The sequence below is a fragment of the Streptomyces sp. NPDC055400 genome (genome assembly GCF_053644375.1).
Window position 1 is genome coordinate 117,586 of the sequence record NZ_JBSHLM010000015.1, and the last position, 20,557, is coordinate 138,142.

At 71.0% G+C, this 20,557-nt stretch carries 17 protein-coding genes and 1 riboswitch; of the genes, 11 read left to right on the plus strand and 6 right to left on the minus strand.

Annotated features, from left to right (window positions below):
- Positions 1-91 precede the first annotated feature (91 nt).
- Positions 92-1,258: a citrate synthase gene (locus ACWIGU_RS33445; protein ID WP_454405422.1), complete on the plus strand. Its 1,167-nt coding sequence runs from the start codon at positions 92-94 to the stop codon at positions 1,256-1,258.
- An 89-nt stretch (positions 1,259-1,347) separates the two neighbouring features.
- Here ACWIGU_RS33445 and ACWIGU_RS33450 read toward each other — a convergent pair whose 3' ends face one another.
- Both ACWIGU_RS33450 and ACWIGU_RS33455 read right to left on the minus strand, forming a co-directional pair.
- On the minus strand, positions 1,348-1,584 hold the full coding sequence (locus tag ACWIGU_RS33450) for a hypothetical protein (RefSeq protein WP_454405537.1): 237 nt from the start codon (positions 1,582-1,584) through the stop codon (positions 1,348-1,350).
- A gap of 196 nt (positions 1,585-1,780) precedes the next feature.
- Entirely contained in the window at positions 1,781-2,329 is a 549-nt protein-coding gene (locus ACWIGU_RS33455; protein WP_454405423.1) for a DUF6082 family protein, read from the minus strand.
- A 333-nt stretch (positions 2,330-2,662) separates the two neighbouring features.
- Between ACWIGU_RS33455 and ACWIGU_RS33460 the strand changes: the two genes are divergently transcribed.
- Entirely contained in the window at positions 2,663-3,811 is a 1,149-nt protein-coding gene (locus tag ACWIGU_RS33460) for a CobW family GTP-binding protein (protein ID WP_454405424.1), read from the plus strand.
- Here ACWIGU_RS33460 and ACWIGU_RS33465 read toward each other — a convergent pair.
- Positions 3,808-6,264, minus strand: a complete 2,457-nt coding sequence (locus tag ACWIGU_RS33465; RefSeq protein WP_454405425.1) for a DNA gyrase/topoisomerase IV subunit A — start codon at positions 6,262-6,264, stop codon at positions 3,808-3,810. The genes ACWIGU_RS33460 and ACWIGU_RS33465 overlap by 4 nt on opposite strands.
- A gap of 241 nt (positions 6,265-6,505) precedes the next feature.
- Between ACWIGU_RS33465 and ACWIGU_RS33470 the strand changes: the two genes are divergently transcribed.
- From ACWIGU_RS33470 to ACWIGU_RS33485, 4 genes are all read left to right on the plus strand, one after another.
- Entirely contained in the window at positions 6,506-7,915 is a 1,410-nt protein-coding gene (locus ACWIGU_RS33470; protein ID WP_454405539.1) for a M16 family metallopeptidase, read from the plus strand.
- Positions 7,912-9,297 carry a M16 family metallopeptidase gene (locus ACWIGU_RS33475; RefSeq protein WP_454405426.1) on the plus strand — a complete coding sequence of 462 codons (1,386 nt, stop codon included), beginning with the start codon at positions 7,912-7,914 and terminating at the stop codon, positions 9,295-9,297. The genes ACWIGU_RS33470 and ACWIGU_RS33475 overlap by 4 nt, the downstream gene beginning before the upstream one ends.
- Positions 9,298-9,493: 196 nt before the next feature.
- Positions 9,494-9,649: riboswitch (cyclic di-AMP (ydaO/yuaA leader) on the plus strand.
- A 13-nt stretch (positions 9,650-9,662) separates the two neighbouring features.
- On the plus strand, positions 9,663-10,451 hold the full coding sequence (locus ACWIGU_RS33480; protein ID WP_454405427.1) for a M23 family metallopeptidase: 789 nt from the start codon (positions 9,663-9,665) through the stop codon (positions 10,449-10,451).
- 262 nt (positions 10,452-10,713) lie between these two features.
- The gene (locus tag ACWIGU_RS33485; protein WP_454405428.1) at positions 10,714-11,400 is read left to right on the plus strand and encodes a GntR family transcriptional regulator; all 687 of its coding nucleotides are present in this window, start codon (positions 10,714-10,716) and stop codon (positions 11,398-11,400) included.
- A 193-nt stretch (positions 11,401-11,593) separates the two neighbouring features.
- On the opposite strand, the gene ACWIGU_RS33490 is transcribed toward ACWIGU_RS33485, so the two are convergent.
- A complete protein-coding gene (locus tag ACWIGU_RS33490) occupies positions 11,594-11,875 on the minus strand; it encodes an HPr family phosphocarrier protein (RefSeq protein ID WP_454405429.1) in 282 nt (93 codons plus the stop codon).
- A 177-nt stretch (positions 11,876-12,052) separates the two neighbouring features.
- Here ACWIGU_RS33490 and ACWIGU_RS33495 point away from each other — a divergent pair, with 177 nt between their 5' ends.
- The 4 genes from ACWIGU_RS33495 (at position 12,053) to ACWIGU_RS33510 (ending at position 17,431) form a co-directional block, all read left to right on the plus strand.
- Positions 12,053-14,875 (plus strand): bifunctional acetate--CoA ligase family protein/GNAT family N-acetyltransferase, encoded by a 2,823-nt coding sequence (locus ACWIGU_RS33495; RefSeq protein ID WP_454405431.1) that lies wholly within the window; start codon positions 12,053-12,055, stop codon positions 14,873-14,875.
- 93 nt (positions 14,876-14,968) lie between these two features.
- Positions 14,969-15,556 (plus strand): DUF5998 family protein, encoded by a 588-nt coding sequence (locus ACWIGU_RS33500; protein ID WP_116513360.1) that lies wholly within the window; start codon positions 14,969-14,971, stop codon positions 15,554-15,556.
- Positions 15,556-16,743, plus strand: coding sequence for an alkaline phosphatase family protein (locus ACWIGU_RS33505; protein WP_454405432.1), 1,188 nt, complete (start codon positions 15,556-15,558; stop codon positions 16,741-16,743). Before ACWIGU_RS33500 ends, ACWIGU_RS33505 begins: the two co-directional genes overlap by 1 nt.
- A gap of 37 nt (positions 16,744-16,780) precedes the next feature.
- Entirely contained in the window at positions 16,781-17,431 is a 651-nt protein-coding gene (locus ACWIGU_RS33510; RefSeq protein WP_454405434.1) for a thymidine kinase, read from the plus strand.
- A 29-nt stretch (positions 17,432-17,460) separates the two neighbouring features.
- Here ACWIGU_RS33510 and ACWIGU_RS33515 read toward each other — a convergent pair whose 3' ends face one another.
- Positions 17,461-18,246, minus strand: coding sequence for a VOC family protein (locus tag ACWIGU_RS33515; RefSeq protein ID WP_454405435.1), 786 nt, complete (start codon positions 18,244-18,246; stop codon positions 17,461-17,463).
- A gap of 250 nt (positions 18,247-18,496) precedes the next feature.
- On the opposite strand from ACWIGU_RS33515, the gene ACWIGU_RS33520 reads away from it, so the two are divergent.
- Positions 18,497-19,351: a sulfurtransferase gene (locus ACWIGU_RS33520; RefSeq protein WP_454405436.1), complete on the plus strand. Its 855-nt coding sequence runs from the start codon at positions 18,497-18,499 to the stop codon at positions 19,349-19,351.
- A gap of 71 nt (positions 19,352-19,422) precedes the next feature.
- Here ACWIGU_RS33520 and sepH read toward each other — a convergent pair whose 3' ends face one another.
- Entirely contained in the window at positions 19,423-20,493 is a 1,071-nt protein-coding gene (gene sepH / locus ACWIGU_RS33525; RefSeq protein WP_454405437.1) for a septation protein SepH, read from the minus strand.
- Between the last annotated feature and the right edge of the window lie 64 nt (positions 20,494-20,557).

Sequence of the window (20,557 nt, forward strand, 5' to 3'; positions counted from 1 at the left end):
ACCGTATATCCGCATCGCTTGTATTGATTCAATCAATATTGACAGACATGGAGTCAAGCATGGACAGTCGAATCAAGTCCAGGGAGGAAACATGCCGATCAACGGGACCACGGCCGCCCCTGTCGACGTACCGCGGGGACTCGCGGGCGTCGTCGTCACCGACACCGAATTGGGTGACGTAAGAGGGCGTGAGGGCTTTTACCACTACCGCCAGTACTCGGCCGTCGAGCTCGCGCAGACCCGCAGCTTCGAGGACGTATGGCATCTGATGGTCCACGGCGAGCTGCCTGACGCCGCGCAGTCCGCGGCCTTCGCCACGCGTACTGCCGCCCTGCGCAGGCTGCCCGACGACGTGCGGGCCGCGCTGCCTGTGATCGCCCGCGCCGGAGCGCTCTCCGGCCCGCTCGCCGGGCTGCGCAGCGCTCTGTCGCTCTTCGGTGCCTCACAGGGCTTCCGCCCCGTGTACGACATCGACGACGGGCAACGGCGCGACGACACGCTGGCCGCCGCGGCGGTCGTGCCGACGCTGCTCACGGCGCTGCACCGGCTCGGCGACGGGCTCGAACCGGTCGAGCCGCGCGACGACCTGTCGTACGCGGCCAACTACCTCTACATGCTGACGGGTTCGGAGCCGGAGCCCGCTCACGCCCGTGCCGTCGAGCAGTACCTGATCTCAACTATTGATCACGGGTTCAATGCGTCAACGTTCACGGCGAGGGTCATCACGTCGACGGGTGCCGATGTCGCGGCCTGTCTCGTCGGCGCCGTGGGGGCGCTCTCCGGGCCGCTGCACGGTGGTGCCCCGAGCCGCGCGCTCGACACGCTCGACGCGATCGGCACACCGGACCGGATCGACGGGTGGATCCGTGAGCGGGTCCTCGCGGGTGACCGGATCATGGGCTTCGGTCACCCCGTCTACCGCACGGAGGACCCTCGCTCGCGGATGCTGCGGGGCATCGCCGAGGGGTTCGGCGGGCCGATGGTGGAGTTCGCCGTCGAAGTCGAGCGCCATGTGGAGTCGATCCTCGCGGAGCTGAAGCCCGGGCGGGAACTTCACACGAACGTGGAGTTCTACGCGGGCGTGGTCATGGAGCTGTGCGGGTTGCCGCGCACGATGTTCACCCCCACGTTCGCCGCTGCGCGGGTGGTGGGGTGGAGCGCCAACATCCTTGAGCAGGCGCGGGACTCAAAGATCATCCGCCCGGCGGCGCGGTATGTGGGACCGGCGGCTCCGGTGCCGGTGCCAAGGGTGGCTTGATGGGGGAACCGCGGCGATCAGCGCCGCCGCGGTTACCGTGAATGGCGCCCGTCGCCTGTGGGGTGCCCAGTGCCACGGACGGCGGGCGTCTACGCGTCGGGGATGTCTCTCTTTGCACGCACCAACGTATCCCGGCTCACAATCACGATGCGTTCGTAATCGGCGCGGGAGGCGTCGGGTGGAAGCTGCTCATCGAGCTGGGCGGTGGCTTCGGTGCCGATCACCGCGAAGTTCCCGTCGCTCAACTCGAAGACATCCGGGCAAGACTGACCTGAGGTGCTCCCTCGCTGCTTGGGGGAGTCGCCGATGCGGCGGACAATCTTCAAGACGACGGGTCCGTTCTGGGGGCTGGACATGGAGACGCACCCCCATTTAAACGTTTGAACGCAGGGAATCGGGGCAACGCGCGCCTAACGGTAGAGGCACGTCCCCTTGCCTAACAAGCTGGACGTCAACTACCTGACCAGTGAGACGCCGGCCCCGCCGGGATGTTCGGGAGCGTTCCATCCCTCTGAACTGCCCTTACTCTGCTGGCGGTTCGCCTATGACCCACCATTCGTCGGATTCTGAATCCTCGAGATCTTGCAGAAGTCGATCCACCATTTGGCCCAGCCTGGCTTCTTCCGAACCGTCGAGCAAGCTGGCTCGGTGTGGGCGTGTGGCGCTCCAGTAGTCCCTGAATATGGAGTTCTGGGCGATAAGACGTAGATGCCCGTGAAGTTCCTCCCACTCCATGACGCCTGTTCGCCAGAGATTGAGCGTATTCACGTACAGGGCATTGGCGAACAGGAACTGACGCTGGACCCGTGGCGACACAGGAGGGTCGTATGTGTCGAGCACTGCAGCCAGGTCTGGATCGTCCATCGCTTTGCTCAGCAGGTCGAAGTGCATCCGTTGTTGATGAGCCAACGTTGCTTGACGATAGCGTTCGGAGAGTTCGGCCCGGGCTGTCCGTGCCGATTTGGCCTGGTGGTGCAACGCAACTGCAGCGGCAACCAAGCCTGCGGCGCAGCTGACACCGACTGTCGTCGCGGCGCTGCAGCGTCGTACCCCAGAACTCTGTGTGGCCATGTCAACCCCCGAATCGGGCGACCGTCCGCCGGTCGTCGAGTGCGGGGCGACGGGAAAAGGACCGGCGAGCGGTGGGCGGCGCGCTTGCCGCCCCCCAGGGTGCCGAGCGGCGCTGGTCGGCGGGGAGGCGGAGAGGAGGCACACGGAGGGAAGCAGGGGTCGCTCGTCCGGGCGCCATGCCTGTCGTGTGCCCAGCCCGCGACGCTAACAATCGTTCACTTCGCGGTGTTTCTACGCGCTCGTATCCTGGGGCGGCATTCATTCGTCGTAAGAACGCCGGTATGCGCGTCGGTATGAGACCGGCGTACGCGTCGGTGTGAGAGAGGTCGCGCGTTGAGTCAGCCGAGGCAGGAGCATCCGCAGCAGATCCCGGTCGTCGTGCTTGCCGGGTTCCTGGGCTCAGGCAAGACGACCCTGCTGAACCATCTGCTGCACCACGGCGGCGGCACGCGGATCGGTGCGATCGTCAATGACTTCGGCTCCATCGAGATCGACGCCATGGCCGTCGCCGGGCAGCTCGGCGACTCCACCGTCTCCCTCGGCAACGGGTGCCTGTGCTGTGCCGTCGACGCGAGCGAGCTCGACGAGTACCTGGACCGGCTCACCCGGCCGTCTGCCCGCAACGGCATCGATGGCATTGATGTGATCGTGATCGAGGCGAGCGGGCTCGCCGAGCCGCAGGAGCTCGTGCGCATGGTGCTCGCCAGCGAGAATCCGCGGATCGTGTACGGCGGTCTGGTCGAGGTCGTCGACGCCGTCGAGTTCGACGCGACGCGGGAACAGCACCCCGAGCTCGACCGGCATCTGGCCATCGCCGACCTCGTGGTGGTCAACAAGGCCGACCGGGTCCCGCAGACGGTGCACCGGCGCGTCCTGGAGCGCGTGCGCGGGCTGGCCGGAGGCGCGGCAGTCGTTCCTGCGACGTACGCGCGCGTGGACCCCGAGTTCCTCTTCGACTGCCGGCCGACGAGGGAGCGGATCGGACAGCTGTCGTTCGACGACCTGCACCGACATCACGAAGACGGCAGCGGCAGCGGCAGCGACAGCGACGGCGCAGGCGGAGACGAGCGCGACGAGCACGACGTGCACGACGGACATCTGCACTCCGCCTACGACGGCGTCTCCGTCGAGTCCGAAGTGCCCCTCGATCCACGCCGGTTGATGGCTTTCCTCGACAGCAGGCCCGAAGGGCTCTACCGCATCAAGGGGTACGTCGACTTCGGTGCGGCCGACGCGCGCAACAAGTACACCGTGCACGCCGTCGGGCGGTTCCTGCGCTTCTCGCCGGAGCCCTGGGCTCCAGGGGAGCCGCGCCTCAGCCGGCTCGTCCTCATCGGTGCAGGGATCGACGCCCCGCGGCTGACCAAGGAAGTGACCGCCTGCGCCCAGGACGCCCCGCACACCTATGCCGACGAGCACAGCATGTGGGGCGTCCTGAGGTACGTACAGGAGCCGAGCGACGCGGAAAGCGACGCGGGCTAGACCGGTCCCGCCACCACCGAGACCGTCTTCGCGAGGGAGACGCCCGAGCCGTCGCGCCGCGGGTCGACCTCGGGCAGCTCGGCCGGGGTGCCGTTCTTCTGCGCCGCGCGGGCCGGCGTCGGGCCCGCCCAGCCCAGGCTCAGGCAGTCCTCGCCCTTCAGGAAGCGCTGACAGCGCACGCCTCCCGTGGCGCGCCCCTTGCGGGGGTACTGGTCGAACGGGGTGAGCTTCGCGGTCGTCTGGACGGAGTCGTCGAGCGTGCCACGCGACCCGGCCACCGTGAAGACGATCGCGTCGACAGCCGGATCGACGGCGGTGAACGAGATCACCTTGGCGCCGTCGGCCAGCTTGATGCCCGCCATGCCGCCCGCGGCCCGGCCCTGCGGACGTACCTGCGACGCCTGGTAGCGGAGCAACTGCGCGTCGTCCGTGATGAAGACGAGGTCCTCCTCGCCGGTGCGCAGCTCCACGGCGCCGACGATGCGGTCACCATCCCTCAGGCCGATGACCTCCAACTCGTCCTTGTTGGCCGGGTAGTCGGGCACGACGCGCTTGACCACGCCCTGCTCGGTGCCGATCGCGAGGCCGGGCGAGGACTCGTCGAGGGTGGTCAGACAGACCACCTTCTCGTCCGCCTCCAGGGACGACAGGAACTCCGTGACAGGCGCGCCCCCGGAGAGGTTCGGCGCCGAGGCCGTCTCCGGGAGCTGCGGCAGGTCGATGACGTTGAGCCGCAGCAGGCGCCCCGTGGACGTGATCGCCCCGATCTCGCCGCGTGCCGTCGCCGGCACCGCGGAGACGATCACGTCGTGCTTGGTGCGCTTGGCGTCCTCGTCGTCCCCGAACGGTTCGGCGTTCGCCGTGCGTGCGAGGAGGCCCGTGGACGACAGGAGCACGCGGCACGGGTCGTCGGCGACCTGGAGGGGCACGGCGGCGACCGTCGTGCCCGCCGACTCCAGGAGGACGGTGCGGCGCTCGGTGCCGAACTTCTTCGCCACCGCCGCCAGTTCCGCCGAGACGAGCTTGCGCAGCTCGGCGTCGGAGTCGAGGATCCCGGTCAGCTCGTCGATCTCGCCGTTGAGCCGGTCGCGCTCCGTCTCCAGCTCGATGCGGTCGAACCTGGTGAGGCGGCGCAGCGGCGTGTCCAGGATGTACTGCGTCTGGATCTCGCTCAGCGAGAAGCGCTCCATCAGGCGCTCCTTCGCCTGTGCGGAGTTGTCGCTGGAGCGGATGAGGCGGATGACCTCGTCGATGTCCACCAGCGCGACGAGGAGGCCCTCGACCAGGTGCAGCCGGTCCCGCTTCTTCGTGCGGCGGAACTCGCTGCGGCGGCGCACGACCTCGAAGCGGTGGTCGAGATAGACCTCCAGGAGTTCCTTGAGGCCGAGGGTCAGGGGCTGGCCGTCGACCAGCGCCACATTGTTGATACCGAAGGACTCCTCCATCGGCGTCAGCTTGTAGAGCTGCTCGAGGACGGCCTCCGGCACGAAGCCGTTCTTGATCTCGATGACCAGGCGCAGGCCGTGCTGGCGGTCGGTGAGGTCCTTGACGTCCGCGATGCCCTGGAGCTTCTTCGAGCCGACCAGGTCCTTGATCTTCGAGATGACCTTCTCGGGGCCCACTGCGAAGGGCAGTTCGGTGACGACCAGGCCCTTGCGGCGCGCTGTCACGTCCTCCACGGAGACCGTGGCGCGGATCTTGAAGGTGCCGCGGCCCGACTCGTAGGCGTCCTTGATGCCGGACAGGCCGACGATCCGGCCGCCCGTCGGCAGGTCGGGGCCCGGGACGAACTTCATGAGCGTCTCGAGATCGGCGCCCGGGTGCCTGATCAGGTGGCGCGCGGCGGCGATGACCTCGCCGAGATTGTGCGGCGGCATGTTCGTCGCCATACCGACGGCGATACCGGACGCGCCGTTGACCAGGAGGTTCGGGTAGGCGGCCGGCAGGACGGCGGGCTCCTGCTCCTGGCCGTCGTAGTTCGGCGCGAAGTCGACCGTGTTCTCGTCGATCGACTCCGTCATCAGCGACGTCGCCGGGGCCATCCGGCACTCGGTGTACCGCATGGCGGCCGGCGGGTCGTCGTTCCCCAGGGAGCCGAAGTTGCCGTGGCCGTCGACCAGGGGGAGGCGCATCGAGAACGGCTGGGCGAGCCGCACCAGGGCGTCGTAGATCGACGCGTCTCCGTGCGGGTGCAACTTACCCATGACCTCGCCGACGACGCGGGCGCACTTCACGTAGCCGCGGTCGGGGCGCAGGCCCATCTCGTTCATCTGGTAGACGATGCGCCGGTGCACGGGCTTCATGCCGTCACGGGCGTCCGGCAGGGCCCGGGAGTAGATCACCGAGTACGCGTACTCGAGGAAGGAGCCCTGCATTTCGTCGACAACGTCGATGTCGAGGATCCGCTCCTCGAAGTCGTCGGGAGGCGGGGTCTTCGTGCTGCGGCGGGCCATCGCTGCTGCGGCTCCTTCACAGATGCTGCCGGGGCATGTACGAGAATCTGACGCGCACCATTGTGGACCGCCCCACTGACAACGCCGACCGCGACCCGTCCGTAGGGCGTTCGGTGCTCGCTCTCGGCGTACCCAGTGCGGGAACTTCGCCAGGCGTCAGAACGCTTGCATACAGTGGCAGAACTGGCAGCACATCTGCAGTTTCCGCGATAGTTCAGCGATCGAAGGGACGTACATGCCCATGGGTCACACGGCCACCGCCGAGGCCGGCTCCGGCGGCCTGACAGCGACCGAGCACCGCCTCGCCAACGGCCTGCGCGTGGTGCTCTCCGAGGACCACCTGACCCCGGTCGCAGCCGTCTGCCTCTGGTACGACGTCGGCTCGCGCCACGAGGTCAAGGGCCGCACGGGCCTGGCTCATCTCTTCGAGCACCTGATGTTCCAGGGCTCGAAGCAGGTCCACGGGAACGGGCATTTCGAGCTGGTGCAGGGCGCCGGCGGCTCGCTGAACGGGACGACGAGTTTCGAGCGCACCAACTACTTCGAGACCATGCCGACCCACCAGCTGGAGCTCGCGCTCTGGCTGGAGGCCGACCGGATGGGCTCCCTCCTCGCCGCGCTCGACGAGGAGTCGATGGAGAACCAGCGCGACGTCGTCAAGAACGAGCGCCGCCAGCGCTACGACAACGTTCCGTACGGGACCGCGTTCGAGAAGCTGACCGCCCTCGTCTACCCGGAGGGCCACCCGTACCACCACACGCCCATCGGCTCCATGGCCGATCTGGACGCGGCCACCCTGGAGGACGCGCGGAAGTTCTTCCGTACGTACTACGCGCCGAACAACGCCGTGCTTTCGGTCGTCGGGGACATCGACCCCGCGCAGACGCTGGCCTGGGTCGAGAAGTACTTCGGCTCCATCCCGCGCCACGACGGCAAGCAGCCCCCGCGCGACGGCGCCCTGTCCGACCTGATCGGTGAGGGCGTGCGCGAGGTCATCGAGGAGGAGGTCCCGGCCCGCGCGCTGATGGCCGCCTACCGGCTGCCGCAGGACGGTACGCGCGCGTGCGACGCGGCCGACCTGGCCCTGACGGTCCTCGGCGGCGGCGAGTCGTCCCGGATCTACAACCGGCTCGTACGGCGCGACCAGACCGCCGTCGCCGCCGGGTTCGGCCTCCTGCGGCTCGCGGGGGCGCCCTCCGTGGGCTGGCTGGACGTGAAGACGTCCGCCGACGTCGAGGTCCCGGTCATCGAGGAGGCCGTCGACGAGGAACTCGCGCGGTTCGCCGCCGACGGGCCCACCCCGGAGGAAATGGAACGCGCCCAGGCCCAGTTGGAGCGCGAGTGGCTCGACCGGCTCGGCACGGTCTCGGGCCGCGCCGACGAACTGTGCAGGTTCGCCGTCCTGTTCGGCGACCCGCAGCTCGCCCTGACCGCCGTCCAGCGCGTCCTCGACGTCACCGCCGAGGAGGTCCAGGAGGTGGCCAAGGCCCACCTGCGTCCCGACAACCGCGCGGTGCTCGTCTACGAGCCCACGGCCCCCGAAGAGGCCGACGAGACCGCCGAAGCGTCCCTCACGGACGAGGCCGCAGACGACACCGCCGGCGCGACCGCAGACGCCATCGAGGCCGCAGACAAGGAGGCCGGCAAGTGACCGAGCTCGCGACCATGGACTTCCACCCGCAGCCCCAGGCCGGCACGGCCAGGCCGTGGGCCTTCCCCGCGCCCGAGCGCGGCACCCTCGACAACGGCCTGACGGTGCTGCGCTGCCACCGCCCGGGCCAGCAGGTCGTCGCGGTCGAGATCAACCTCGCAGCGCCCCTGGAGGCCGAGCCCGCCGGGCTCGACGGCGTCGCCACCATCATGGCGAGGGCGTTCTCCGAGGGCACCGACAAGCTGGCAGCCGAGGAGTTCGCCGCCGAGCTGGAGCGCTGCGGCGCGACGCTCGACGCGCACGCCGACCACCCCGGCGTACGGGTCTCCCTGGAGGTCCCCGTCTCCCGCCTTCCGAAAGCGCTCGGCCTGCTCGCCGACGCCCTCAGGGCGCCCGCGTTCGCGGACAGCGAGATCGAACGCCTCGTGCGCAACCGCCTCGACGAGATCCCGCACGAGACGGCGAACCCGGGCCGCCGCGCCGCCAAGGAGCTCTCGAAGCAGCTCTTCCCGGCCACCGCGCGCATGTCCCGCCCGCGCCAGGGCACCGAGGAGACCGTCACGGCCATCGACGCGGCGGCCGTACGTGCCTTCTACGACCGGTACGTGCGTCCCGCCACGGCCACCGCCGTCGTCGTGGGCGACCTCGCGGCCATCGACCTCGACGCCCTCCTCGCGGACACGCTGGGCGCCTGGACGGGGAACACGGCCGAGCCGCGCCCCGTACCGCCCGTGACGGCCGACGACACCGGCAGGGTCGTCATCGTCGACCGGCCGGGCGCGGTGCAGACGCAGATCCTGATCGGCCGCATCGGCGCGGACAAGCACGACCGGGTGTGGCCGGCGCAGGTGCTCGGCACGTACTGCCTGGGCGGCACCCTCACCTCCCGCCTGGACCGCGTCCTGCGCGAGGAGAAGGGATACACCTACGGCGTGCGGTCGTTCGCCCAGGTGCTGCGCTCGGCGCCGGACGGGACGGGCGCCGCGATGCTCGCCATCAGCGGCTCCGTGGACACGCCGAACACGGGTCCGGCGCTCGAGGACCTCTGGACGGTGCTGCGCACGCTCGCGGCGGAGGGCCTCACCGACGCCGAACGGGACGTGGCCGTACAGAACTTGGTGGGCGTCGCCCCGCTCAAGTTCGAGACCGCCGCGGCCGTCGCGGGGACGCTCGCCGACCAGGTCGAGCAGCACCTGCCGGACGACTTCCAGGCGGAGGTGTACCGGCGGCTCGCCGCGACGGGCACCGTGGAGGCCACCGCGGCGGTCGTGAACGCCTTCCCGATGGACCGTCTCGTGACGGTGCTCGTCGGTGACGCCGCGCAGATCGAGGAGCCCGTCAGGGCGCTCGGCATCGGAGAGGTGACCGTCGTCACGGGCTGACCGCGACCGGCGTGCAACGAGGGGCCCCGGTGGGTGAGATGGCCACCGGGGCCCTTGTTTGTCCGGATTGAACCAGTGGTTGCCTGTCTGCCCTGTGGCATGCGCTACAAAAGCCCGGTTCCGTTTGTTGATTGAAAGTTGCCCCGCTTAGCGTCGGTCCGGCTGTCCGCCAGATGTACGCCGCGCCCGTGGCACCGGACAGTCATCGCCGAGTCCCCCAAGGCGCGAGCCGGGGGAGCCGGGGACCCACCGTCCCTGGGGTGAATCGGACGCCCTTCCCTGAAGGGGGTCCGTAGGAGACCTTCCTGCTCCGAACCCGTCAGCTAACCCGGTAGGCGAGAAGGAAGGAAAGGATCAGCCACCCCATGGCGTTCACCCGTGCCAGCGGGAAGCACCGTCGCCCGAGCCGTCTCACGCGCACCACCGCGCAGGTCGCCGGCGTCGCCGCGCTCACCACGACCGGTGTCGTCGGAGGCCTCGCCGCCCCCGCCCTCGCCGCCGACGACGCGGCCGTGGAGCAGACCGGCCTGACCAAGGCCATCTCCATCGGCGACTCCCTCGCGGAGCAGATCGACGCGCAGGCCGCCGCCCAGCAGCAGGCCGCCGACGAGGCCGCCGCGAAGAAGAGGGCCGAGGCCGAGGCCAAGAAGAAGGCCGAAGAGGACCGGCGCAAGGCCGCCGCCAAGGCCAAGGCCGAGCGCGAGGCCAAGGAGCGCGCCGCCCGTGCGGCCGAGCGCAAGCGCCTGAACGCCTTCGTCATCCCGGTCACCGGCTCGTACGTGTCCACCGCGTACAAGGCCGGCAGCGGCCTGTGGTCCTCCGGCAGCCACACCGGCATCGACTTCCACGCCGCCAGTGGCACCTCGGTCCACGCGGTGGGCGCGGGCACGGTCGTGGAGGCCGGCTGGGGCGGCGCCTACGGCAACAACATCGTCATCAAGATGAACGACGGTACGTACACGCAGTACGGCCACCTGTCGTCCATCGGTGTCTCCGTCGGCCAGACGGTCACCCCGGGGCAGCAGATAGGCCTCTCCGGAGCGACCGGCAACGTCACGGGCCCGCACCTCCACTTCGAGGCGCGCACGAGCCCCGAGTACGGCTCGGACATCGCCCCCGTCGCGTACCTGCGCTCCCACGGCGTGAACGTCTGACCTTCGCCGCGTACCTCGCGAAGACGCACCGAATGCCCCGGTTCACTGAGCCGGGGCATTCGTCGTTCCCGGACCCGCTTGTTCCCCGCCCGCCTGTTCCTGACGCCGGTGTCCAAAAAATATCCATGGATTACGGCCTGCCGTCGGAAATTCGCGCCCGCTGGAATAGAGTCGCTGGACAGGCGAGCTGAACAAGACGTCAATCGCGCTGTACGGGCGACTATCGACCGCGTTTCGCGGGGATTAAGGCGGAGGTCGGGGCATGCGCATTCCGGCGCACTCGGTATGCACGGCGATCCGCGACGACATCGTCTCCGGTGTCTACGAGCGCGGCGGCAGGCTCACCGAGGAGGTGCTCGCCCGCCGCTACGGCGTCTCGCGCGTCCCCGTGCGCGAGGCGTTGCGCACGCTGGAGGCCGAGGGCTTCGTCGTCACCCGCAGGCACGCGGGTGCGTGCGTCGCCGAACCCTCAGCGCAGGAGGCGGCGGACCAGCTGGAGATCCGCATGCTCCTCGAACCGCTCGCGGCGGCCCGCGCCGCCCAGCGCCGCACCGAGGCGCACCTGAAGGTCCTGCGGGGCCTGGTCAGGCTCGGCCAGGAGCGCTCCAGGCGAGGTCAGAGCGAGGATCTGCGCTCGCTGGGCGGCTGGTTCCACGAGACGCTGGCGCAGGCGTCCGGCAGCCCGGGGCTGATCACGATGCTCACTCAGCTCCGCCACAAGATCGCGTGGATGTACACCGTCGAACAGCCCGCGCGGCCCGCCGACTCCTGGGCCGAGCACGGGGCGATCGTCGACGCCGTGGCGCGCGGTGACGTGGAGCGCGCGCGGGCGCTCACGGCGCAGCACACGGAGCGCGCCGCGGCCGCTCATCGCCCGCGCGCCCCCCGTCCGGATGGCCGTGTGAGGACTTCGCAACATCCCGTCAACACAGTGGGGCTTCAGCATTAACAGAGGCGCCGTATACAAAGAGGGCGGCCCATTTCCAAGGGCTCTGTTTCCCCTGCCCTAAAATTCCGAGAAAAGATCCGCAGAAAGCAAAAGGGTCTGCTCGGAAAATCCGAACAGACCCTTTGTACGGCGCGGTCTTCTGTGAGCAGGAGGCGGCGCCCAAGAATCGCGAGACCCGGAACCGGGGCCCGTACTAGACGGTCTCGGGAAGCTCCTCGAGCCCCTCGGCGACCAGCTTGGCCAGACGGTCGAGTGCGATGTCCGCACCCTCGACGTCGGAGGCCAGGACGATCTCCTCGCCGCCGCCGGCGCCCAGGCCGAGCACCGCGAGCATGGAGGCGGCGTTGACGGGGTTGCCGTCGATCTTGGCGATCGTCACGGGGACGCCGGCGGCCGTGGCCGCGCGGACGAAGATGGAGGCGGGGCGGGCGTGAAGGCCCTCGGCCCAGCCGACGTTGACGCGGCGCTCAGCCATGTGATGCTGCCCTTCAGGATTCTCAAGGTTGTCTAGACCAGTCTCCCACATCGGTGGACGTTCCCGATGTGAGCCCTGCGTACCGCCCGCACACGCCCGTCGGCCCTCATAGCGTGCCTTCGGCCCGCTCGCGCCGCGACCCGTACGACTGTCACCGCCGCGCCGTACGCTGGCCCCATGCAGACCCCGTCGGACCGGCACGCATACCCCGCCCACTGGGAAGCAGACGTGGTGCTGCGCGACGGAGGCACCGCGCGCATCAGGCCCATCACCATCGACGACGCCGAGCGGCTCACGAGCTACTACGAGCAGGTCTCCGACGAGTCGAAGTACTACCGCTTCTTCGCGCCGTACCCGCGCCTGTCCGCCAAGGACGTCCACCGCTTCACCCATCACGACTACGTGAACCGGGTGGGCCTCGCGGCCACTGTGGGCGGCGAGTTCATCGCGACGGTCCGCTACGACCGGATCAACGCCCAGGGAAAGCCCGCCTCCGCCCCCGCCGACGAGGCCGAGGTCGCCTTCCTCGTTCAGGACGCCCACCAGGGCCGGGGCGTCGCGTCAGCGCTCCTGGAGCACATCGCCGCCGTCGCCCGTGAGCGTGGCATCCGCCGCTTCGCCGCCGAGGTGCTGCCCGCCAACACCAAGATGATCAAGGTGTTCACGGACGCCGGATACACCCAGAAGCGACACTTCGAGGACGGCGTCGTCCGCCTGGAGTTCGACCTCGAACCCACCGAGGCCTCGCTCGCCGTGCAGCGCGCCCGCGAGCAGCGCGCCGAGGCCCGCTCGGTGCACCGGCTCCTCGCCCCCGGCTCCGTCGCCGTCATAGGCGTGGGCCGCACGCCCGGCGGAGTCGGCCGCAGCGTCCTCGACAACCTCCGCGACGCCGGCTTCACCGGCCGCCTCCACGCCGTGAACAAGGCGTTCCCCGACGACCTGAGCGACTTCGACGGCGTCCCCGCCCACCGCTCCGTCCACGACATCGACGCCGCCGAGGCCGTCGACCTGGCCGTCGTCGCGGTTCCCGCGGAGCAGGTCCCCGAAGTCGTCGCCGAATGCGGCGAGCGCGGCGTGCGGGGGATCGTCGTGGTCTCCGCCGGATACGCCGAGTCCGGCAGCGAGGGCCGCGCCCGCCAGCGCGAACTGGTGCGCCAGGCCCGCTCGTACGGCATGCGCCTCATCGGGCCGAACGCCTTCGGCGTCATCAACACCTCGCCCGAGGTGCGGCTCAACGCGTCGCTCGCGCCCGAGATGCCGCGCGCGGGCCGCATGGGCCTGTTCGCCCAGTCCGGAGCCATCGGCATCGCGCTGCTCGCCCGCCTCCAGCGGCGCGGCGGCGGCGTGACCGGAGTGACAGGTGTGTCGACGTTCGTCTCCGCCGGCAACCGCGCGGACGTGTCCGGGAACGACGTACTCCAGTACTGGTACGACGACCCCGACACGGACGTCGCCCTGATGTACCTCGAATCCATCGGCAATCCGCGCAAGTTCACGCGCCTCGCCCGCCGCACGGCCGCCGCGAAGCCCCTCGTCGTGGTGCAGGGCGCCCGGCACAGTGGCATCGCGCCCCTCGGCCACGCCGTCCGCGCCACGCGCCTGCCGTACGCCACCGTCTCGGCCCTGCTGCGCCAGGCGGGTGTCATCCGCGTGGAGACCATCACCGAACTCGTCGACACCGGCCTGCTGCTGGCCCGCCAGCCCCTCCCGCCGGGCCCCCGCGTGGCGATCCTCGGGAACTCGGAGTCGCTCGGCCTCCTCACGTACGACGTCTGCCTCGCCGAGGGCCTGCGGCCGAAGCCGCCGAGGGACCTGACGACCGCGGCGTCCGCCGAGGACTTCCACGCGGCGCTCACGGAGGCGCTCGCGGACGACAAGTGCGACGCGGTCGTCGTCACGGCCATGCCCGCGGTGGGGGAGTCGACCGCCGAGGACGCGGCGCTCGCCGAGGCGCTCAGCTCGGCCGCCGCCGGCGCCCCCACCAAGCCGGTCCTGGTCGTGCACGTCGAGCTCGGCGGCCTCGCCGAGGCGCTCTCCGCGGCCACCAGCACCGGCCCGCGCGCGCTCGCCAAGACCCCCGGCGGCCCCCCGGCCGGACGCCCGCCCACGGACGAGCCCGCCCCCACGCCCGCGCTCATCCCCGCCTACCCCGCGGCCGAGCGCGCCGTCCACGCCCTCGCCGAAGCCGTCAAGTACGCCCAGTGGCGGCGCGACGCCGCGGAGCCCGGCAAGGTCCCCGAGTACGACGGCATCGACGAGACGGGCGCCGCCGAGCTCATCACCGCGCTCCTCGCGAAGGACGACGACCCGCGCGGCGCCGAGCTCGCCCCCGAGGACGCCCGCGCCCTCCTCGCCCGCTACGGCATCGACGTACGGCAGACCCTGCCCGCCCCCGGGCCCGACGAGGCGGCCGCCGCCGCGCGCACCCTCGGCTATCCCGTCGCCCTCAAGACGACCGCCCCGCACCTGCGCCACCGCGCCGACCTCGGAGGAGTACGCCTCGACCTGGGAGACGAGGCGGAGCTGCGCCGCGCCTACGAAGAGCTGTCCGAATCGCTCGGCAAGCCGGAGGAGCTGCGGCCCGTCGTCCAGGCCATGGCACCCCGAGGTGTCGACACCGTCGTCCGCGCGGTCATCGACCCCGCCGCAGGCGCGGTGCTCTCCTTCGGGCTCGCGGGCGCCGCGTCCGAGCTGCTCGGCGACACCGCGCACCGGCTGATTCCGGTCACCGACCGCGACGCCCAGTCGATCGTCAGGGGCATCAAGACCGCGCCCCTGCTCTTCGGCTGGCGCGGCTCCGCGCCCGTCGACACGGCAGCGCTCGAAGAGGTGCTGCAACGGGTCTCGCGGCTCGTGGACGACCACCCAGAGGTCGTCGCCGTCTCCCTGGAGCCCGTCGTCGTCGCCCAGAGCGGTCTGTCGGTCCTCGGTGCCTCGATACGGCTCGCCCCGCCCCCCGCCCGCGACGACCTCGGCCCGCGCACCCTGCCCGCGTACTGAGCGGACCGGTGAGACGAGCCCCACATACAGGTGTTTTCCGCACCCGTCCACAGGCGCACCGCGAGCCCCCCGCCGGGCTTTAGGATGGGTCTCATGGCCAAGACCAGTACGACGACCCAAGGGCTTCGCGCGGCGATCGAGCGCAGCGGCTACTACCCGGCCCTCGTGGCCGAGGCGGTGGAGGCCGCGGTCGGCGGCGAACCCATCGGGTCGTATCTGGTCCACCAGGAGACCACCTTCGACTCGAACGAGGTGCGCAGGCACGTCACCGTGCTGGTCCTCACCGGCACCCGCTTCATCGTCAGCCACACCGACGAGCAGGCCGCCGACACCACGTCGCCGACGCCGTACGCCACGACGTCCACCGAGTCCGTGAAGCTCGGCCGGATCTCGTCGGTCGTGCTCAGCCGCGTCGTCGCCAACCCGGAGAAGTACGTTCCGGGCACCCTGCCCCGCGAGGTCGTCCTGACCATCGGCTGGGGCGCCGTCGCCCGCATCGACCTCGAGCCCGCGGCGTGCGGCGACCCCAACTGCGAGGCGGACCACGGGTACACGGGCAGCTCGACGGCCGACGACCTGAGCCTGCGCGTCAGCGAGACCGGGGACGGTCCCGACACCGTCCGTCAGACCCTCGCCTTCGCCCAGTCCCTGTCCGAGGCCACCGCGGCGACCGCACGCTGATGGCCATGCCCAGCTGGGACGACGTGGAGCCCCTCGCCGTCCGGTCCGCCCCCGTGCCCGAATACGGCGCCGGCTCCCTCGCCGACCTGCTGCCCACCCTCGGCTCCCACCTGGGCGTCCCCGACTGCCCTCCGGCGATACCGGAGCTCGCGCCCGCCGACCGCGCGTGCGTGTTCCTGATCGACGGGCTCGGCTGGCAGCAGCTCAAGGCCCACCCCGACGAGGCACCGTTCCTCACCTCGCTCCTCGCGTCCTCGCGCGGCGGCACGGGCCGCCCGATCACCGCGGGCTACCCGGCGACCACCGCGACCTCGCTCGCCTCCGTCGGCACGGGCCTGCCGCCCGGGGCGCACGGCCTGCCCGGCTACACGGTCCGCAACCCGGACACCGGCGAGCTCATGAACCAGCTCCGCTGGATCCCCTGGACCCAGCCGCACGTCTGGCAGCCGTACCCGACGATCTTCCAGCGCGCCCACGACGCCGGAGTGCACACCGCGCAGGTCTCCGCCCCCGCGTTCGAGTCGACCCCTCTCACGAAGATCGCCCTCAGCGGCGGCACCTTCCGCGGGCGTCTTTCCGGCGAGGACCGCATGGACCTGGCGGCCGAGCAACTGGCGGCGGGCGACCGGTCGTTGGTGTACACGTACTACAGCGAGGTCGACGGCAAGGGCCATCGCTTCGGCGTCGACTCCGACCCGTGGCGCGGCCAGCTCATGTACGTCGACCGCCTCGCCCAGCGCCTCGCAGAGCAGCTCCCGCCGCGCAGCGCCCTCTACATCACGGCCGACCACGGCATGATCGACATTCCGTTCGACGAACAGTCCCGCATCGACTTCGACGAGGACTGGGAGCTGCGCGCAGGCGTCGCCCTCCTCGGCGGCGAGGGCCGCGCGCGCCACGTCTACGCGGTGCCGGGCGCCGAGGCGGACGTCCTGACCGTGTGGCGCGAGGTGCTCGGCGAGCAGTTCTGGATCGCGAGCCGGGACGAGGCGATCGAGGCCGGCTGGTTCGGCCCGCACATCGACGAGCGGGTCTACGCGCGCCTGGGCGACGTCATCGCGGCCGCCCACGACGACGTGGTGATCATCGCCTCGGAGCGGGAGCCCAAGGAGTCGGCCATGGTCGGCAACCACGGCTCGATGACCCCCGCCGAGCAGCTGGTACCGCTGCTCGAAGTACGCTCCTGATCGTCCCCCACCACCGCGGAAAGGTCCTCAACTCCCCATGCCCGAGCTCGTGTTCTTCTCCGGAACCATGGACTGCGGAAAGAGCACCCTGGCTCTCCAGATAGAGCACAACCGCTCGGCACGCGGCCTCAAGGGCATGATCCTCACGCGCGACGACCGGGCGGGCGAGGGCAAGCTCTCCTCGCGCCTCGGCCTCGTCACCGACGCCGTCGAGGTGGCCGACGACCTCGACGTGTACGCCTTCGTCGTCGACCAGTTGTCCCAGGGCGGCCGCGTGGACTACGTCATCGCGGACGAGGCGCAGTTCCTCGCGCCCGGCCAGATCGACCAGCTCGCCCGCGTCGTCGACGACCTCGGCCTCGACGTCTACGCCTTCGGCATCACGACCGACTTCCGGTCCAAGCTGTTCCCCGGCTCCCAGCGCCTGGTCGAACTCGCCGACCGCGTCGAGGTCCTCCAGGTCGAGGCGCTGTGCTGGTGCGGCGCCCGCGCCACGCACAACGCCCGCACGGTGGGCGGGCGGATGGTCGTCGAGGGCGCCCAGGTCGTCGTCGGCGACGTCGACCGGAGCGACGACGAGGTCGGCTACGAGGTCCTGTGCCGACGCCACCACCGCAAGCAACTCACCAGCGCCACGGCGCACGCGGCGGCCCTGTCCCCCGAAGTCCTGCCGGTCGCCTCGGCCTGAGCTGTCGCGGGCGCCCGTCAGGACACCCCCTAGTCCTCCTCGCGCGCCGCCGACCGTACGAGGGTGAACACCGCGCCCTCCGGGTCCGCGACCGTCGCCAGGCGGCCCTGGGAGCCGTCGCGTGCGGGCTTCAGGACGTGGCCGCCGAGCTCCTCGACCAGGGACACCGACTCGTCGACGTCCGCCACCTCGAAGTACGTCATCCAGTGCGCGCCCCGGTCGCGGGGGAGCGCCTGGCCCACGCCGTGCACCGATGCCACCGGGCTGCCGTTGAGGTGCAGCGTCAGATAGTCGAAGTCGGCGGAGACGACGGCCACTTCCTCGTAGCCGAAGGTCACCTCGTAGAACTTGGCGACGCTCGCCGTCTCCTGCGTCACCAGCTCGTTCCACGCCGGCGCCCCCGGCACCCCGGTGAGTGCCATCCCCAGATGCTCCGCCGCCTGCCAGATGCCGAACACGGCGCCCGCGGGGTCCGACGCGATGGCCATCCGGCCCGCCTCCGCGGCGTCGAGCGGGCCGACGCCGACGGTGCCGCCGCAGTGGCGGATGCTTTCGGCCGTGGCGTCCACGTCGTCCGAGGCGAGGTACGGGGTCCAGGCGACGGGCAGATGGCGGTCGGGCGGCATCTGCCCGATCCCTGCCACCTCATGACCGTCGAGCAGGGCCCGCACGTAGGGGCCGAGCTGCTGCGGTCCCGGCCGGAACTCCCAGCCGAACAACGCCGCGTAGAACTCCTGGGTCGCCGCCATGCCGTGCACCATGAGACTCACCCAGCACGGGGTGCCCGGCGCGCGCCTGGCTGCTGCCTCGGTCATCGTCACTCTCTCCTCGGAACAAAATCACGTGTCGCAACGCGCCCGAGCTGATGGTGGCACTCCGTGCCGCGCGACGCCCGTCGGCCGCGCCGCCACGGCCGGATCCTCGCGCGAGGATGCCCGGTGAGATGTCCGCATCCATTGCCGCGCCATGGCCTCGCGATGTCCGGTCGGTCAACGCTCGGTAGTCGATCGTGCACGCTAGCCGACCGACGGCGCTCGGGCCAGAGCATGAGCAAGGATGGCCCTCATGAATGCCATCATCTCCGCAACCGAACTCGCGAGCGAGGCGACCGGCGGGGCCCCGCCCGTCATCCTCGACATCCGCTGGCAGCTGAGCGTGGCCAAGGCGGCGGGCGCCCCGGCCTTCGACGGACGGGCCGCATACGAGGCCGGACACATCCCCGGCGCGGTCTACGTCGACCTCGACGCCGACCTCGCGGGACCGGCCGGACCGGCAGGCCGCCACCCCCTCCCGGATGTGGCGTCCTTCGGCGCCGTGATGCGGCGGGCCGGCGTGTCGGCCGACCGGGACGTGGTCGTGTACGACGGCGGGCAGGGCTGGGCCGCCGCGCGCACCTGGTGGATGCTGCGCTGGACGGGTCACCCGTCCGTGCGAGTTCTCGACGGCGGTCTCGGCGCGTGGGAGGGCCCGCTGGAGACCGCGGTGCCGTCGCCCGTGCCGGGCACGTTCGAGCCCGCGCCGGGCGCAGTGGCGCTCCTGGACGCCGACGGCGCGGCCGCGCTGGCGCGCTCGGGGATCCTGCTCGACGCCCGCGCCGCCGAGCGCTACCGGGGCGACGTGGAGCCGATCGACCGCGTCGGCGGTCACATCCCGGGCGCGGTGTCCGCGCCGACGTCGCAGAACGTGGCGCAGGACGGCCGTTTCCTGCCCGCCGACGCGCTCGCCTCCCGCTTCAAGTCGCTTGGCGCGTCCGGGGATTCGGGCGAGGTCGGCGTGTACTGCGGCTCCGGCGTCTCGGGCGCCCACGAGGTCCTCGCCCTCGCGGTGGCGGGCATCGACGCGGCGCTGTACGTCGGTTCGTGGTCCGAGTGGTCCTCGGACGAGTCACGCCCCGTGGCCACCGGCCCCGAGCCTCAGTAGGGCTTCGGCAGGTGAGTACACGAGAGGGCCGCCCCGATCGGCGCGGCCCTCTTGTGCGTACCGTTTGCGGGCTAGTCCTGCTTCTTGCGGCGCGTGCCGAAGACGATCTCGTCCCAGCTCGGCACGGCCGCGCGCCGTCCGGGACGGACCCCGTCGGCCTCGGCCTGGCGGTCGGTGGTGCCGGTGAGGCGGTCCCGGTGTCCCGCGACGCTGCGCGGCATGAGGACGTCCGCGTAGGCGGAACCCGCTCCCGCGGACGCGGCGGGCGCCGGGGGCTCCTCCGCCTCGGCGGGCTCCGGCTCGTCCGTGACGGGATCGGGTGCGGGCAGCGAGGGGCGCTCGGGGACGACGATGTCGCCGCGGTAGCTGGGTACGGCTTCCAGAAGGCTGGTCAGCGAGTCACGCTCGGTGGCGGAGACGGCCGCCGGGCTCTCCTCGGTGATCTCCGGTGCGGGGGCCGGCGGCGTGGGGCGCTCCAACTGCCGGTCGAGAGCCCGGTCGAGCGGGCGGTCACGGGGCAGCCTCGCGATGCGCGGCACAAACGGAAAGCTGGGTTCCGGCGCGGCGATGTCGTCGGTCTCGCCGATGAGCGAGCGCGCCTCGTCGTCGACGGCCTGGACGAGCCGCCGGGGCGGGTCGTACGTCCAGCTCGCCGAGTGCGGCTCACCCGCGACCAGGTAGACGAGCAGGACCTCCCAGGTGCCGTCGTCGCGGCGCCACGAGTCCCACTGGACGGTCTCCTTGTCGGCGCCGCGCAGCAGCAGACGCTCCTGCACCGCCTCGCCGAGCTGAGGGCCCGCGTTCTCGCCGGGACGGCGTACGGGGGTCTTCCTGGCCCGCTCGGCCATGAAGGCGCGCTCCGCGAGGACAGGGCCCTCGAAGCGGCGGACGCGGTCGACGGGGATGCCGGCGAGCTGGGCCACCTCCTCGGCGGAGGCACCAGCACGTATACGCGCCTGAATGTCGCGGGGGCGGAGATGACTCTCCACCTCGATCTCGATCTGGCCGAGGCGCGGACGGTCGCCGCGCACGGCGGCCCGGAGGCGCTCATCGATCGGAAGCGTGTACTCCGTGCTGTCCGCAGCCTTCAGCACCAGCCGTGTGCCGTCGTTAGAGACGGCCACGACACGCAGTTCGGGCATGGGGACCTCCCGGGTGGTGCCTGCCGACGTCACGTGCGTCGCTGCTTCCGCTAGTCGAGTGTGG